Source organism: Streptomyces sp. bgisy130 (assembly GCF_057708345.1).
Genome location: NZ_JBYISA010000035.1, coordinates 66,161 through 81,601 on the forward strand (window position 1 = coordinate 66,161; position 15,441 = coordinate 81,601).

The 15,441-nt window shown below is 72.7% G+C and carries 11 protein-coding genes; 2 read left to right on the forward strand and 9 right to left on the reverse strand.

Annotated elements, in window-relative coordinates; genetic code table 11:
• From AC3EUV_RS31140 to AC3EUV_RS31150, 3 genes are all read right to left on the reverse strand, one after another.
• Window positions 1-1,335, reverse strand: coding sequence for a beta-ketoacyl synthase N-terminal-like domain-containing protein (locus AC3EUV_RS31140; protein WP_432145281.1), 1,335 nt, complete (start codon window positions 1,333-1,335; stop codon window positions 1-3).
• 79 nt (window positions 1,336-1,414) lie between these two features.
• A complete protein-coding gene (locus tag AC3EUV_RS31145; protein WP_042154910.1) occupies window positions 1,415-1,621 on the reverse strand; it encodes a DUF5988 family protein in 207 nt (68 codons plus the stop codon).
• A 244-nt stretch (window positions 1,622-1,865) separates the two neighbouring features.
• Entirely contained in the window at window positions 1,866-2,468 is a 603-nt protein-coding gene (locus tag AC3EUV_RS31150) for a hypothetical protein (protein ID WP_432145280.1), read from the reverse strand.
• 762 nt (window positions 2,469-3,230) lie between these two features.
• Here AC3EUV_RS31150 and AC3EUV_RS31155 point away from each other — a divergent pair.
• Window positions 3,231-4,280: a tyrosine-type recombinase/integrase gene (locus tag AC3EUV_RS31155; protein ID WP_432145279.1), complete on the forward strand. Its 1,050-nt coding sequence runs from the start codon at window positions 3,231-3,233 to the stop codon at window positions 4,278-4,280.
• A gap of 95 nt (window positions 4,281-4,375) precedes the next feature.
• Here AC3EUV_RS31155 and AC3EUV_RS31160 read toward each other — a convergent pair whose 3' ends face one another.
• The 4 genes from AC3EUV_RS31160 to AC3EUV_RS31175 form a co-directional block, all read right to left on the reverse strand.
• The gene (locus AC3EUV_RS31160; RefSeq protein ID WP_432145278.1) at window positions 4,376-5,194 is read right to left on the reverse strand and encodes an IPT/TIG domain-containing protein; all 819 of its coding nucleotides are present in this window, start codon (window positions 5,192-5,194) and stop codon (window positions 4,376-4,378) included.
• A 468-nt stretch (window positions 5,195-5,662) separates the two neighbouring features.
• Window positions 5,663-6,715 carry an alpha/beta fold hydrolase gene (locus AC3EUV_RS31165; protein ID WP_432145277.1) on the reverse strand — a complete coding sequence of 351 codons (1,053 nt, stop codon included), beginning with the start codon at window positions 6,713-6,715 and terminating at the stop codon, window positions 5,663-5,665.
• Window positions 6,716-6,905: 190 nt separating this feature from the next.
• Window positions 6,906-7,985, reverse strand: a complete 1,080-nt coding sequence (gene mreB, locus AC3EUV_RS31170) for a rod shape-determining protein (RefSeq protein WP_432145276.1) — start codon at window positions 7,983-7,985, stop codon at window positions 6,906-6,908.
• Between the two features lie 151 nt (window positions 7,986-8,136).
• Window positions 8,137-10,251, reverse strand: a complete 2,115-nt coding sequence (locus AC3EUV_RS31175; RefSeq protein ID WP_432145275.1) for an FUSC family protein — start codon at window positions 10,249-10,251, stop codon at window positions 8,137-8,139.
• A gap of 268 nt (window positions 10,252-10,519) precedes the next feature.
• Here AC3EUV_RS31175 and AC3EUV_RS31180 point away from each other — a divergent pair, with 268 nt between their 5' ends.
• Window positions 10,520-11,539 (forward strand): alpha/beta hydrolase, encoded by a 1,020-nt coding sequence (locus tag AC3EUV_RS31180; protein ID WP_432145274.1) that lies wholly within the window; start codon window positions 10,520-10,522, stop codon window positions 11,537-11,539.
• A 111-nt stretch (window positions 11,540-11,650) separates the two neighbouring features.
• Here the strand turns inward: AC3EUV_RS31180 and AC3EUV_RS31185 are convergent, their stop codons facing one another.
• Together AC3EUV_RS31185 and AC3EUV_RS31190 are read right to left on the reverse strand one after the other, a co-directional pair.
• Entirely contained in the window at window positions 11,651-12,511 is an 861-nt protein-coding gene (locus tag AC3EUV_RS31185) for an ABC transporter permease (protein ID WP_432145273.1), read from the reverse strand.
• Window positions 12,508-15,207, reverse strand: a complete 2,700-nt coding sequence (locus tag AC3EUV_RS31190; RefSeq protein WP_435604384.1) for an alpha/beta fold hydrolase — start codon at window positions 15,205-15,207, stop codon at window positions 12,508-12,510. Before AC3EUV_RS31190 ends, AC3EUV_RS31185 begins: the two co-directional genes overlap by 4 nt.
• Window positions 15,208-15,441: the final 234 nt, after the last annotated feature.

The window sequence follows — 15,441 nt, forward strand, 5'->3', positions numbered from 1 at the left end:
TCACACGGCTTCCGGACTGCCGAGGAGGATGGCGTTCTTCACGCCGCCGACCTGGTAGTTGAAGCTCAGCGCGTAGTCGAAGTCGAGCGGGCGGGGCCGCACGCCGGGGACGGGGTCGAAGGGCAGCCCGTCGGCCGGCTGCTCGCAGTTTGCGGTGGGGCAGACCTGCCCGCGCTCCATCATCATCAGCGTCATGGCGACGCCCAGGCAGCCGGCCGGCGCCCCGTTGTGGCCGAAGCAGCCCTCCTGGGAGGTGACCAGCACATCGCTCTCGGGCCCGTACAGCTCCCGGATGGCGGCCGCCTCGAAGGCGGTGACGACGATGTTGCCGTCGCTGCCGCCGTGGACGTACGGCACGTCGTCGATCCGCCACCGGTCGCCGAGGCAGCGGCGGACGGCGGCGACCAGCTCCGCACCGGTCTCGTCGGATGCGAGGGGGTTGGCCAGGCCGTCCCGGGTCATGGCGGTGGCCAGCACCTGGCCGTACATGTGCGCACCGCGCCGGGCGGCGTGCTCACGGCTCTCCAGGATCACCGTGGCGGCGCCCTCGCCGTGGTTGATGCAGTCCGCCCGCCGGTCGTAGGGCCGCATGAGGGAGGTGAAGGACGGCAGCAGCTCCGGCATGTCGGTGGTGCGCAGGGCGTCATAGGTCTGCTGCGCCCCGCTCAGCAGCCGCTGGATGTTCTGGATGAGGTGGACGTTGAAGACGTCGACGCCGGTCACGACCGCCACCTCGACCTCGCCCTGGGCGATCATCCGCCGGGCGTTGCCGACCTGTACGGCGGACGAGGCGCAGCCGCACGAGACGGTGTAGCAGGGGCCGTTGGACTGGGTCAGCGCCGCCTGGACCAGCGCGACGTCGGAGGGGGTCACGGCCTGTTGGGCCGCGACGAACAGCTCCATGGCGTCCGGTGCGCTGGTCTCGCCGGGGTCGGCACTGAGCACCGAGAGATAGCTCTCGATGTTCGCGTCGACGCCGCCGCGGCCGACCAGGATCGCCGCCTCGCTCAGGGCGCCGCCGTAGGTGGTCAGCCCGGCGTCGGTGGTGGCCTCCGCCATCGACACCAGGCCGAAGCGGTGCGCCGAGGTGTAGTGGTGGGAGAAGAACGGCGGCACATCCGGGAGGCGTTCGTCGAACATCTCCTGGGTGAGCTCGACCGAGCCGTAGTAGACCTCGTCCCGCTTGAGGCAGGACCGGCCGTTGGAGATCACCGCCCACATGTCATCGGCGGTGAAGACCGGCTCCGTCTGGCCGGGCAGACAGAATCCGACGCCGGTCACCACCACATCGCGGTTCCTGTTTCGTTCTCCGGAGTTCCCGGACCGTTGGTTCATGACAGAACTCCGTCCCTCACGAGATTCAGCATGTTCGTGCTCCTCTGCACATCACTTTCTTCTGCGGGCCGCATCGCGCCTACTCGGCGATTCGTGTGCGGTAACACCAGCGGTAGACCGGGACCTGCTGTCCGCCCAAGTCCGCGTATTCGCCGTAGAATTCGAAACGCTCGTACCCGTTGCCCCGCAGGAGCCTTATCGGGTCGCCGGCATCGTCGCGCATGTGCTGCGGCAGGGCATTTCCCTCCGGCCCGTCGACGAGGATCACCATTCTTCTTTTCGCCATACTGTTCTCCGGTGTTCTGTCGCAGTGGGTTGTGTGGGGCAGGCTTCAGTGGTCGAGGTGGGGGGACCTGGTGGCAGATCACTGCGGGACCGGTTGCGGCGGGATGACAACTGCCGGACCGGACAAGGCGGATGGAGCGGCGATGCGACGCCGGGGGTCGTCGGCGACGGTGCGGGCGCGGCGGAAAGAATGACCGTGTACGGTCCCGGCGGCGCCCGGGGCAGGCTGCGGGATTTCGCCCCGTTCAGACCTTGTTACTGAATTCCGCCGCGTAAAAAGCGGCGGTGCGGGTGCCGGTGACACGGGCGGCGGTCATCGTCACGCTTCCGTTGCCGGGGGAGCGGCTCGCGCCGCGCAACGGGCAATTCCCGTACGGCGAGGCCGAGATGGGGAATTCCCTGCGCCCGCGTGTGGCGATATCGCCACCGGTGCACAGGAATTCGGGCCGGCTGCCGGGTACGCCGGGGCCGGCCGGCAGGGGGCGTCCGTCGGCGCCGGGGACCGGGACGGCCCCGGCCGGTACGAGGGTGCAAAGACACCGGGCGGATTCCCCGCGGACGGGGAGGGGGAGCCGTCCCGCCGGGGAATCCGCAGTGGTGGTGCGCCGGCGCATGGCCTGCGCGCTTCCGGTGCCGTACGGAGCGTGGATACGGTGCGGCACCGAGGGGGCGGTACCGGTCGCGGGGGCCGGGCCGGACGCGGAAACGCGCGCGGATTCCCCGCCGGGCATCGGGATCGGGAGACTCAGGTCACCGCCGGACCGGTCGGGTTCCGGTGCGGTCGCGGTGCGGGCCGGGATCAAGGCACCTGCGCCGTTGACCCAGCGAATGGTGGAAATGGTTCGCATGACGCCCCCTGATCCGAATGTGGGGGCCGATCAGCCGGTGCCGAGGTGCCGGCACCGGCTGACGGATCCAAAACCCTCTACCGGGGACGCCCATACGGCATCTCGGTCTGACCGCAACCAGGCGCTGGGCCGGGCCAACGGGTAGGCCAGGTGCCGCTCCCCGGAGAGGATGGGCGGCCCACCGGTTGGATGCGACTAGTTATCCATGCGGCTCGGCGGGCTACAACAGTCAACCGATAAGGCCACCCGTTCGGAGCAGCGCGAAAAGCGGAAACTCGTACCAACTTGCGCAATGGCCTTAGAAGATGCCTTTATTCCACTCATGACTGATGCAGCGTTTGATTGCGCACTGCGCCGGCTTGATCAAGAGGAAGAACCGTGTGCAGCAGCAAGCTCCACGCTTGTCATTCTTGTGTGTGGTGGAACACAGCGGGAACCGACGCGCCGTCAATAGCCCGACCGCCGCCGGCCGCCGCTGTGGTGACAATGGAAGTCACTTCGACAACGGCAAAGCCTACCCCGTCCCACATCTTCCGTTGCCCTTGAGCGAGTTGGAGGTGCGACACAATACTCCCGCACCCATGAGTGATCCACGGGAGGGCCGGCGGCACGGACCGCCTGTACGGTGCAGCCCGGCCTTTTGCACCGTCCACAGGCACGATGTGGTCACGATTTCCCGGCTTCGGTTTCAGGCTCAAGAGCGCATCGCGCCAAGAGCCCCGCCGACCGAATAACTTCCCAGCAGACAAGGGTGATCCGATAATGAACGATAACGCCGGGAGCCGGATTCCGCCCGGTACCGACACCCGCACGATGTCACTCGCCGCCTACGGGGAACGAAGGTGGGAGGCAGCGATGCACGGCCTGGAAACCCTGACCATGTCCCCCTACCAGGCCGGGTGGCGGCTGCGTGTCGTCCCCAGCATCGGCCACGTCCTCGTGCGCAAGGTCACCCGCCGTGTCGTCAACCGCGCCCTGCACTGCTGGATCGCCGACGAATGCGGCCTGTCCACGGTGAAGAACAGCCTCGCCGTGCTCGTCCGCGTCCTCGAACAGGCCGTCCGGGACGGGGTGCTGGACGCCAATCCGGCGCGGGTGGCCGGCTGGCAGCAGGAGTACCAGCGTGCGCAGACCGAGCGCACCGCACCACGGTCGCTGGCACTGCCCGACGCGGACGCCCTGGAGCGGCTGGCGACCGCCCTCGTCCGGCGGACCTCGGACGGCTACGAGGGGTGGGGCGACATCGTCCGGTTCGCCGCCTGGACCGGTACCCGCTTCAGCGAGGTGTCCGCCCTCCAGGCCCAGGACATCGATATGAGCACCTGGACCTGGCAGGTCCAGCACTTCACCGTGTCCGAGCCGGAGGGCCTGCACGACCGCCCGTGCCGGGGCAGACACCACCGGGTGGTGCCGCTGCGCCCCGCCGCCCGCGAACTGGCCGCCGGACGGCTGGAGACGGCGCGGCACCGGCCGCAGTCCCGGCTGTTCACCGGCCCGCACCGGAGCCGGTTCACCGCCGCGGCTTTGCGCGATGCGACCCACTGGGACGACGTGGTGGACGAGCTCGGCCATGAGTACCTCCGGCGCCAGGACCTGCGCCACACGGGCCTGACATGGATGGCGGACGCCGGGGTCCCGCTGCCGCTGCTGTGCGGCGCCGCCGGGCGGCCCCCGCAGGACACCCGGCGGTATCTGCCCCCTGACGGGCCCCGCCTCCCCGCGCAGAGCCCCGGGGAGCCACCGGCGAGTTCGGCCCCCGCCCGGCGTACGGGCGGGGGCCGAACCGTTTTCCTGCGCCCCCCTACGGAGTGACCGTGCCGGGCTGCCCGGCCGGGCCCGGCCGCGTACTGCGCGAGCGGTGGCCCTCAGGCGCCGGGACCCGGACCGTCCTCCCCAGGGGCGGGCCGTCACAGGTAGGTGAACGACCCGGCGTTGACGCTGCCGGCCGCGGTCTGCACGGTCACCTGCACCGTCGTCCCGCTGGTGCCCGGCGGGACGGTGCCGGTCACGGTCGTACCGGTCGCATTCACCGTCACCCCCGTGGCGGGTGCGGCCCCGAAGAGCACGCTCGCCCCGAAGAGGTTGGTTCCGACGATGGTGAAGGTGCCTCCCGCGGACCCGCTGGACGGCGTCACCGTGCCGGTGACCGTCGGGGGCAGCGACAGGTAGGTGTAGCCGCCCGGGACGGACACGGTGCCGCCCGTGGTGGTCACCACGACCGGGACATTGCCCCCGCCGGACGGCCCGGCCGGCGTGACACCGAACAGGACGGAGCCGGTGGGGTCCGTGCCCAGCACGGTCGCCGCGTTGCCGCCGATGGTGACGGTGGCACCCTGAAGGTTCGAACCGGCGAGGGCGAACGGTGTGCCGCCCGCGGTCGGCCCCGCGTTGGGGCTGATGGCCGCGGCCACCGGAACGCCCGCCACGAGGTAGGAGTACGACGCCGGGTTGCTGGTACCGGCGGCGTTGGTGACGGTGACCTGCACCGTCCCCGCGGCGTGCGCCGGGGCCAGCACCGTGACGGTCAGCCCCAGCGGGTCCTGCCCGACGATGGTCGCCGACGTTCCCCCGAAGAGGACGCTGGTGGCGCCGCCGAGGCCGAGACCGACCAGCTGCACCGTGTTGCCGCCCGCGACCGGCCCCGAGGCCGGCACCACGCCGAGCAGCATCGGGCCGATCGCGAGCGGCAGGCCCGGGAGCCCCGGCGGAAGTGTGGGTGTGGTCATGAAGGTCCTCCTGCTGTGTGAGCTCGTTGCTCGGCCGCTCGTGGCAGACAGGGCACACGAGCCGGAACCCGAGCACTGGCAGCAGCCGGCCGCTCAGGAGGACGACGCAGAGGGCGGACCTGACCGGCGCACACCTGGACGGTGCGGGGGGCCATCGCGCTCCCGGCCGCCCTTCACAGCCCCGCAGCGAAGAGGACTGGCGGGCGGGCCGACTACCGAAACCCGAGGCGGATGGACGGCCCACCGACAGGCCACACCAGTAACCCAGAAGAGTTACCACCGGGCAATCGAGTTGACTTCGAAGTACCCGATCGGCGGAGCGCGGAAATGGGGGGATTCGCTACGGGCGGGGGTGGGGTGGGTGGGGTGGGGGCGGGTGCCGCGGGGGCCTTGGGACTCCCCCGGCACCACCCCGTCCCCCCACCCCAAGTAGCGCTCACACAGCACCAGTTGCCACTGTCCCCACCCCTAAGACACCCCCCGCCCACCCCCCTCCCCCAAAGACCGCAGCCAGTCCACCAGCAGACGGTTGACGTGCTCGGGGCGTTCCTGCTGGAGCCAGTGGCCGCAGCCGGGGAGGATGTGGGAGGCGGAGAGGGCGGGGAGGGTGCGGGGGAAGGCCCTGATGGCGTCGGCCAGCCACTGGGTGGTGGCGTCGTGTTCGCCGCCGATGAAGAGGGCGGGTTGGTTGAGCGGGGCCCCGGTCCAGGCGGCGAGGTCCTCCCAGTCGCGGTCGACGTTGCGGTAGCGGTTGAGTCCGCCGGTCAGGCCGGTGCGCTCGAACTCGGCGGCGTAGAAGTCGAGATCGGCGTCGGTGAGCCAGGGAAGGGGCCGGGGCGAGAAGCGGTCGGACAGCTTGCCGCCCGGGGGGACGGAGAAGAGGCCAGGGGAGGTGGGCCCGGCGTCGCCCGAGAGGCCGGCGTAGAAGCCGGCGAGCCAGGTGCGGACATCGGGTTCGATCTCCGCCTCCGCCCGGCCGGGCTCCTGGAAGTAGGTGATGTAGAACTCCTCGGCGCCGCCGAGTTGTGCGAAGGCTTCGGTGGGGCGGGTCGCGCCGCGCGGTGTGTAGGGCACGCTCAGCAGCGCCGCGGCGGTGAAGACGTCGGGCCGCAGCAGCGCCGAGTGGGCGGCGATGGGTGAGCCCCAGTCGTGGCCCGCGATGACGGCGGTCTCCTCGCCGAGGGCGCGCACCACGGCGGCGTTGTCGGAGACATGGGCGAGCATCCGGTAGGCCGCCACATCACGGGGCTTCGACGAGCGTCCGTAGCCGCGTACGTCGAGGGCGGCCGCGCGGTAGCCCGCCGCGGCGAGGGCGGGGAGCTGGTGGCGCCACGAGTACCACGACTCGGGAAATCCGTGGACCAGCAGGACGAGCGGTCCGGTGCCCTGCTCCACCAGGTGGATGCGGCCGCCGGGGACCTCGACGGTGCGGTGGGTGGCCGGCGGGACGGCGGCGGGCCGGTCCGGTGCCGCTCCCGGGGGCGTGGCCGGCGGGGGCGTCGTCTCGGCGGACTGCGGCATGGTTCCTCCTGGGGCGAGTACGGCCGCGCTCATGAGGGCGGTGGGCGGTGGACCGGCGCGGGGCCGGCGGGTCGTCCTGCCCCGCCGTGGCCCGGCCCGCTCCGCCACGATCATGGCGCGGCCGGCCCGGCGGGCGCGAGGGTTCTTGCCGGAACGGCAAAGACCCGCCGCGGACGCCGGGTTGCGCTCCCTACAACCGCACCGTCTTCCTCGGCTGCTGCTTCGCGCCCGTCAACAGGCCGTGCAGGGAGGCGAATTCGTCGACGCACTTGGCGGTGCCGTTGACCACACAGTCCAGGGGCTCGTCGGCGACCCGGACCGGGACGCCCATCTCCTGGCGCAGCCGCCGGTCCAGGCCGCGGAGCAGGGCGCCGCCGCCGGTGAGGGCGATGCCGTGCTCGACGATGTCGCCGGAGAGCTCGGGCGGGCAGTCGTCGAGGGTGCGGTGGACGGCGCGGACGATCGCGTCGACGGGCTCGGCCAGTGCCTCGCGGATCTCCTCCTCGGTGATCTCCTGGACCCGGGGCAGGCCGTTGACGTGGTCGCGGCCGCGGACCGTGTAGGAGGACGGGCGGTCCGGTTCGCCGTCCTCGTCGACGTCGACCGGGGTCCAGACCGCCGAGCCGATGGCGATCTTGATGTCCTCGGCGGTGCGCTCACCGATGTCCAGGGCGTGCTTCTTCTTGATGTAGGCGCTGACGGCGGCGTCCAGGGCGTCCCCGGCGACCCGTACGGACTGGGCGGTGACCAGGCCGCCCATGGAGACGACGGCGACCTCGGTGGTGCCGCCGCCGATGTCGACCACCATGCAGCCGACCGGCTCGTCCACCGGGAGGCCGGCGCCGATCGCGGCGGCCATCGGCTCCTCGATGAGGTGCACTTCGCGGGCGCCGGCGCCGCGGGCGGAGTCGACGACCGCGCGCCGTTCGACGCCGGTGATGCCGGAGGGCACGCAGATGACGACCCGTGGCCGGGAGAAGCGGCGGCTGGGCAGGGCCTTCTTCATCAGGGCGCGGAGCATCTGCTCGGCGGCGTCGAAGTCGGCAATGACGCCTTCGCGCAGCGGGCGCATCGCGGTGATGCCGGACGGGGTGCGGCCGATGGTCCGCTTGGCCTCCAGGCCCACGGCGATCACCGCACCGGCGGCGTTGACCGCGACGACGGACGGCTCGTTCAGCACCACGCCCTTGCCGCGGGCGTACACCAGGGTGTTGGCGGTGCCGAGGTCGATGCCTATGTCGTACGTACCGGACGAAGTGCTGGAGGCCATGGGGAGTTCGTGTGCTCTCTCGCGACGGGGTGGGTTCCCGGGGCATTGCGCTTCAGACAACCCCATGGGCTACCAATAGCGTTCATTGCGGGCAACTGTTAAGACTACCGGGGACGCCGATTGGTTCCCCGCCCTGCCGCCCCCTCTCCGCTCACCGGCTGCTGTTCTCCTCGGCGCCGCGGGTCTGTCCGCGGTCGGTGGCCGGCTCCCTGGACAGCGCCTCGGCCAGGTCGTCGAGGGCGTCGAGAAGCAGGTCCGCGACGCGCAGGGCGACACCACGGTTCTCGTCCTCCGCGTCCCATCTCTCCCATACGGCCCGCAGCTCGCTCCAGTTCAGTTGTCCCCGTTCCCGGACCGCCGATGTGGCCTCCTCCAGGGAGGCGCGCAGCTCGAAGGCGAACGCGGTGGCACCCGGTGAGGACGCGGCGTCCCGTTCGGGGAGGTGGACCTCCAGGATCATCGTGACCCGGCCCATGGTGGCGAGCGCGGTGCCGGCCGCCTTCGCCGAGGCGGGAGACAGCCCGCGGTGGCGTACGGGTTCCTTCTCGGCGCGGGCCTCGCTCTCCTCCCAGGCGGCGCGGGCGGCCCGGGAGTCCAGCAGGGCGTCGCGGACCTGCCGGGGTCGGCGTTCGGCGGGTGTGGCGTACAGGTCGTACACGGCCAGGGCGTACTCCCCGTTGGCCGCCAGCCAGTCGGCGAGGCCGTCGCGGAGCCTGGGTGTCTCCCAGGCGGGGAACAGCGCGTACGACAGCATCGCGAGCAGCCCGCCGAGGAGGGTGAGCACGACGCGTTCCTGGACGGTCTGCTCCCAGCCGGCGCCGGCGATGCCGAGCAGGAAGACGACATAGGCGGCCACACACGCCGAGGTCACCGAGAAGCCGGTGCGCATCAGCAGATACATCAGGGCGACGCAGACCACGGCCAGTGCGGCGCTGACGTACATGCCCGGATGTGCCACGGCCATCAGGGCGCCCGCGATGCCGACGCCGACGAGGGTGCCGATGAAGCGGGCGATGCCGCGGGAGTATGTCTGCGCGAAGTCGGGGCGCATCACCATGACGGAGGCGAGCGGCGCCCAGTAGCCGTGGCCGAACGGGAGCGCGGTGCCCAGCAGATAGCCGGCCGCGGCGACCGCGGCGACCCGGAGGGCGTGCCGGAAGATGTGCGAGGTCCAGCGGGCCTCGCGGTGCAGGGCGCGCAGGGCGCCCGGTACCAGCCTGGGGACGCTGGGGCGCAGCAGATGGCCGCGTTCGGCCTCGGTGGTGGGGCGGGTGGCCTCGACCGGCTCATCGGTGAGTTCGACGGCGTCGGCGAGCAGGGAGATCAGGCGGTAGGCGGAGCGGCGGGCGGCCCCGTGGAGCATCGGGCCGGTCGCGGGGACTTCGAGGGTGGCCATCGCCTCGGGCGGCAGCCGGACCGGCTTCGCGTGCCGTACGGCATGGGCGACGGCATCCAGGACGGTGGCCGCGGCGCCCAGCAGATCGCGGACCCGGTCGCGTTCGGGGCCTTGTGTCGGGGCGCCGACGACCGGGTCGGCGAGGGCGGCGAGGACCGGCCGGACGCGTTCGGCGAGGCCGCGGGGGCCGTGCAGCTGTACGGGGCGGCGGCGGGCCTGACGCGGGGTCACGGCGGAGGCGAGCCGGGCGTCCATCAGGGGCGCCGGGTCGAACGGGGCGACCGGGTCGTGCCGCAGCCGCCGGGCGTAGTCGGCCTCGGCGGCCAGCGCGTCGGCGAGCGCATCGCGCTGGACGCCCCAGGGGCGGACCGGGAAGACCACGATGAGACTTGCCTGGACGAGGCCGCCGAAGAAGATCAGCGCGGCGTGTTCGGCCGCGCCGGGGACGGAGGCCGGCAGGGTCACGGTGACCAGCATGATCGCCACGGTCTGGGTTCCGGCCAGCCCGGAGACCGGGCCGATCGCCCAGGCCATGCCCGCCAGGAAGGTCCAGCCGGCCAGCAGCAGGACGAACGCGACGACATGGGCGGCGGCCAGATAGCCGAGGAAGGTGGAGACCGCCAGCGCGCCGGCCACCGCGAGCGCGAGCACCGGGCGCGGCCGCATGCTGCGCTGGAAGGTGACGATGCCGGAGGAGAACGCGCCGAAGGCGGAGGAGACCGCCAGTGCCGGGTCACCGAGCCACAGGCACAGCCCGATGACGATGGCGACGCCGGCCGAGCCGCGGATGGCGATCAGTGGGGTGAGCTTGGTCCGCTCGATGGTCAGCCCCGAGCGGGCGGCTTCCTTGAGCGCACGCGACCAGGTCATAGCAGGAGGATACGGGCCCGGAAGCGGAGGTTCCGGAATGTCCCGGGCGGGCTCCGCGCCCCCGCGTGCCGCCCGTACACCGGGAAAATCCCGGTAAAACCACCTGCCCGCCCCGTGGACAACAGTGCAGGTCACCAAGGGGATGCCGGCATTCCGGACGGGCGGTGCGAGGAAGCCGACACCCCGGCGGGGAAACCGGGGGCCGGGCCGCCGCCCTCTTGTTCCGCAGCCGGGACAAGTCCCGGGTGTCCGGCAAGGAGAAAGACCCGTGCACAGAGCCCTGTTCCGTCCGGTGATCGCGCTGATCACCCTGACCGTCCTCGCCACCACGGCCGGCTGCGGCACCCGCGCCTCCCGCACCTCCCCCGTCCGGTTCGGCGGGACCCAGGCCGACGCCGCGCTCCAGGCCGGCCACCCCGGGAAGCCGTCGCTGGTGCAGTGGCCCACGCGGCCGATCAGCTTCGAGGAGGAGAGCCGGGTCGGCGGGGCGGGCGGGAACACCCCGATCGGTGTGACCACCCTGCACGGCCCGAAGTCGGGCTTCACCGGGAAGGTCTGGGTCTGGGCCCCGCCGGAGTACTACGAGAAGCGGAACGCGCACAAGGGCTTCCCGGTGATGGAGGCGCTGCCCGGCTCCTACGGCTACCCCGCCAACTACTGGAAAGGCGCCGACCTCAAGCTTCAGGAGAACCTCGCCCGCTGGTCGAAGAACGGCAGCAGCCTGCCGTTCATCGTCGTCATGCCGGTGCTCAACCCCGATGCCACGCACTACTACGACGGCAGTGACATACCGGGCCGGCCGAAGATCGGCACCTGGCTCAGCCAGGACGTGCCCGACCTCGTACGGCAGAACTTCCGCACCCTCAGGACCCGCGACGCCTGGGCGATCATGGGCTCCTCGTCGGGCGGCTTCGCGGCGCTCAAGAACGTGCTCCAGCACCCGGACACGTTCAAGGTGGCGATACCCAACGGGCCGGACATCGTGCCCGACTCACCGCTGTGGAAGGGCCACGGCCGACAGGAGCGGGAGAACAACCCGGAGGTGCTGGCCCGCCGGCTGATGGCGCGCGGCGGACCGGACGTCTACCTCGCCTTCCAGGACGGCTCCCGGGAGCACACGGTGCTGCCGAAGGTGCGGAAGTTCCTTACCCGGTACGGGCACGGCCCGGTGCACACCCGACTCCAGATAGTGCCGGGCGGCACGCACAGCGCGGCGACCTATGTGCGGGGCCTGGGCGAGGGCACGATGCGCTGGGTCAGCGCGCACATGCAGGGGCCGACCGCCTGACGGGGCCGGCCCCGGGGCCCGCGCGCCGCGGTGCGCGGCCCGCTGTCACACCGTCAGCTCCCCGCCCTCACACCGTCAGGTCCCCGCCCTCACCCCGCCCCGTCCCGGGCGTCACGACACCACGTCCTTGCGCGCGAACCCCCGGAACGCCAGCGCGCACAGCACCAGGGCGTACGCCACCGAGACCGCCGAGCCCTGGATCATCCCGGTCCACTCCATCCGGGGCTGGAGGGCGTCCGCCCAGGAGTACTGCCAGTGCGCGGGCAGCACATTGCGCCAGCTGCCCAGGGCGGTGACCTGGTCGAGGACATTGCCGACGATGGTCAGCCCGACGGCGCCGCCGACCGCGCCCAGCGGCGCGTCGGTCACCGTCGACAGCCAGAACGCCAGCGCCGCGGTGACCAGCTGGCTGACGAAGATATAGCCGACCACGACGGCCAGCCGCGGCACCGCCTCGCCCGCGGACAGCGCGCCGCCGGTGGGCAGTTGCAGCGGGCCCCAGCCGTACGCGGCGCTGCCCACACCCAGCGCCACCAGCGGCAGCAGCAGCATCGCAGCGGCGCTGAACAGCAGGCCCACGGTGAGCTTGCTCAGCAGCAGCCGGGCCCGGGGGACCGGCGCGGCGAGCAGATAGCGCAGCGAGGCCCAGCTCGCCTCCGACGCGACCGTGTCACCGCAGAACAGGGCCACCGGCACCACCAGCAGAAAGCCCGCGGAGACGAACAGCGCGGTGGCGGCGAAGTTGCCGCCGGACGCGGTGGCGGTATCCATCAGGGTGATCCGGCCGTTGCCGCGGCCGGCCGGGTCGCCGCCGATCGCGAACGCCGCCACCAGCACGAACGGCAGCGCCGCCAGGATCGCGGCGATCACCAGCGTGCGGCGGCGGCGCAGCTGGCGGCGGGCCTCGACGCGCAGCGGGAGGGTGCGGCGCGGACGGTAGCCCGCCGCCCGCGCCCTGGGGGTCGCGGTCATCGGTCCCCTCCGATCAGGGTGAGGAAGGCGTCCTCCAGGCGACGGTGCGGGCCGACACGGTCCACCGGCACCTCCAGCCGCAGGAGTCCGGCGAGCAGTTGGGGCGTGTCCGCGCCGTCCAGCCGTACCAGCAGGCCGCCCTCGGCGCGTACGGCGGAGGCGACGCCCGGCATCGCGGCCACCTTCTCCACCACGGCGTCGTCGAGGTCTCCCGCGACCCCGACCAGCAGGGTGTCGCCGGAGCCGACGATCTCGGCGACCGGACCGGCCTGCACCAGCCGGCCGCGGTCCATGACGACCAGATGGGTACAGCTCTGCTCGACCTCGGACAGCAGATGGCTGGAGACGATGACGGTGCGTCCGGCGGCGGCGTAGCGGATCATCACGTCCCGCATCTCCCGGATCTGCGGCGGGTCCAGCCCGTTCGTCGGCTCGTCCAGGATCAGCAGATCCGGCAGGCCGAGCATGGCCTGGGCCAGGGCGAGCCGCTGCCGCATGCCCTGGGAGTAGGTGCGCACGGCACGCTGGAGGGCATCGCCGAGACCGGCGATCTCCAGCGCCTCGTCGAAGTGGGCGTCGGCGGCCGGCCGGCCGGTGGCCTGCCAGTACAGGTCGAGGTTGGCGCGGCCGGACAGATGCGGCAGGAAACCAGGGCCCTCCACGAACGCGCCGACCCGCGACAGCACCGGGGCGCCCGGCCGGACGGCGTGCCCGAAGATCCTGATCTCGCCCTCGTCGGGCGTGATCAGCCCCATCAGCATCCGCAGGGTGGTGGTCTTGCCCGCGCCATTGGGCCCGAGCAGCCCCAGCACCTGCCCCTTCTCGACGCGGAAGGACACCTCCCGTACGGCATACCGGTCGGCGGACCCGGCGTACCGCTTGCTCAGCTGGCCGATCTCCAGCGGGACCCCGGCGAGCGCCGGGTCGGGCGCGGGCGCCGTGGTCCGGCGGCGGGCGGTGAGCAGCAGCAGCGCGGCCACCACCGCGGCCGCGGCCGGCAGCGCCCAGGTCCAGGCGGGCAGCGGGGCGGCGGCGCTGCGCACCTCGGGCGCGGTGGGCACGTCGAGGGCGCCGTCCGTCAGGGAGACGGTGTAGGCGGCCGGTTCGGCCGGGGAGGCGTAGCCGAGGTCGGTGGCGGAGAGCACCAGCCGCAGCCGGTGGCCGGCCGCGAAGTCATGGTCGACGGCGGGCATCCGCAGCCGCACGGTCCGGCCCTCGTGGGCGTCCTTGATCCGGTACGGCGTGACGAGCTGGGACGGCAGCACCTGGCGGCGGCCGTCCGGGCCGACGTCGTAGACCTTGGCGAAGAACACCGCGTCCGGGGAGTCGGAGCGGATGTGGACGGTGGCGGTGGGGCTGCCGGTGAGATGGACGGGGGTGCGCAGCGGCGCCGAGTCGAAGCGGGCGTACTGGCCGGCGAAGTCCAGCGACAGGCCGCCGGCGCCGAGCGAGGAGAGGTTGCCGAGCGCGCCGACGCCGGGCACCGCGGAGATCGCCGGCGGTCCGGCGCCAGGCGGGTTGCTGAAGGTCTGGGTGCGGCCGGCCAGCCGGATTCGCCGGGGGTCGTGGTCCAGTCCGGCGTAGCGGTCCGCGTGCGCGCCGCGCAGCCGCACCGCGCCGTTGGTGGAGTCCACTCCCCCGCTGCGGCTGACGCGGAACGCGGGCCCGGTATCGGCGTGTTTGTCGCCCTTGAGGTAGCGGTCGAACCACGCCTTCGTCCGCCCCTCCAGGCGGGCGGCCTCCCGGTCCCCGCCGTCGTGGCCGCCGGAGATCCAGTCGACGCCGACCGGCGCCCCGTTCTTGCGGAGCTGCCGGTAGAGGGCGTCGGACTGGTCGAGCGGGAACAGCGAGTCGGTCTGGCCCTGCATGATCAGGGTCGGCACCTTGATGCGGTCGCCGACGGCGGACGGGCTGCGGCCCGCCAGGAGGTCCCGGGCGGCGTCGTCCGGCCGGCCGTGGACGGCGACCCGCTGGTACATCCGGCACAGCGCGGGCTCGAATCGCCCGCAGCCCCCGGACGTGGTGGGCGCGGCCCCCGCCGGACCGGTGGCGGCGCCGGCCGAACCGGTGGTGAAGAAGATCCCGGCCCACAGCTTCTTGAACACCCCGTTGGGGAAGAGGGCGTCGGCGAGGTTCCAGTAGGTGATCTGCGGGGCGATGGCGTCGACCCGCCGGTCGTGGCCGGCCGCCAGCAGCGAGATCGCCCCGCCGTAGGAGCCGCCGGCCACCCCCACCCGGGGATCGCCGTCCTTGTCGAGCCGCACCTCGGGGCGCCCGGCCAGCCAGTCGATCAGCCGGCGGACGTCGGCGACCTCACCGTCCGCGGCGTTCAGCCCGATCTTGCCGGTGGACTTCCCGAAGCCGCGCGCCGACCAGGTCAGGACGGCGTAGCCGTCCCGGGCCAGCTGCTCGGCCTGGGGGCGGAGGTTGGCCTTGCTGGCGCCGAAGCCGTGGGCGAGCAGCACCGCGGGCCGCCGCCCGGAGTCGCCCCCCGCGGTGAAGAAGGAGGTGTCGATCCGCACCTTCTTCGCGCTGCCGGGCTTGTCCGGCAGCGTCATCAGCCGGTCCGTACGGTGCACGGCGGGCGCGGCGTCCGAGGAGGCGGCCGCCCAGGTGCCGCCTCCTATGAGGACGGCCAGCGCGCCCGCGGCGGCGTACCAGCGCCGGCCGCGCGGTCGGATACCTCGGAGATCCATACCGTGAATCCTAGGGAGGGCCCGGCGCGGGCGGCCGGTACCCCGGGCGGAACCCGGCGGCCTCCCTGGGGAGTAGGGTGCGCCGTCCCGTACCACGGATGCGGTACCGGGCCGGCCAGCCGGGCCTGCCGTCCGGGCCGGTCGGGCCGGTCGGGGCGGCGGTGCGCGCCCGTGCGGAACGGGCCCCGCGCCTACCGGGGCAGGACGACCCGCATGATCAGCCCGCCGCCCTCA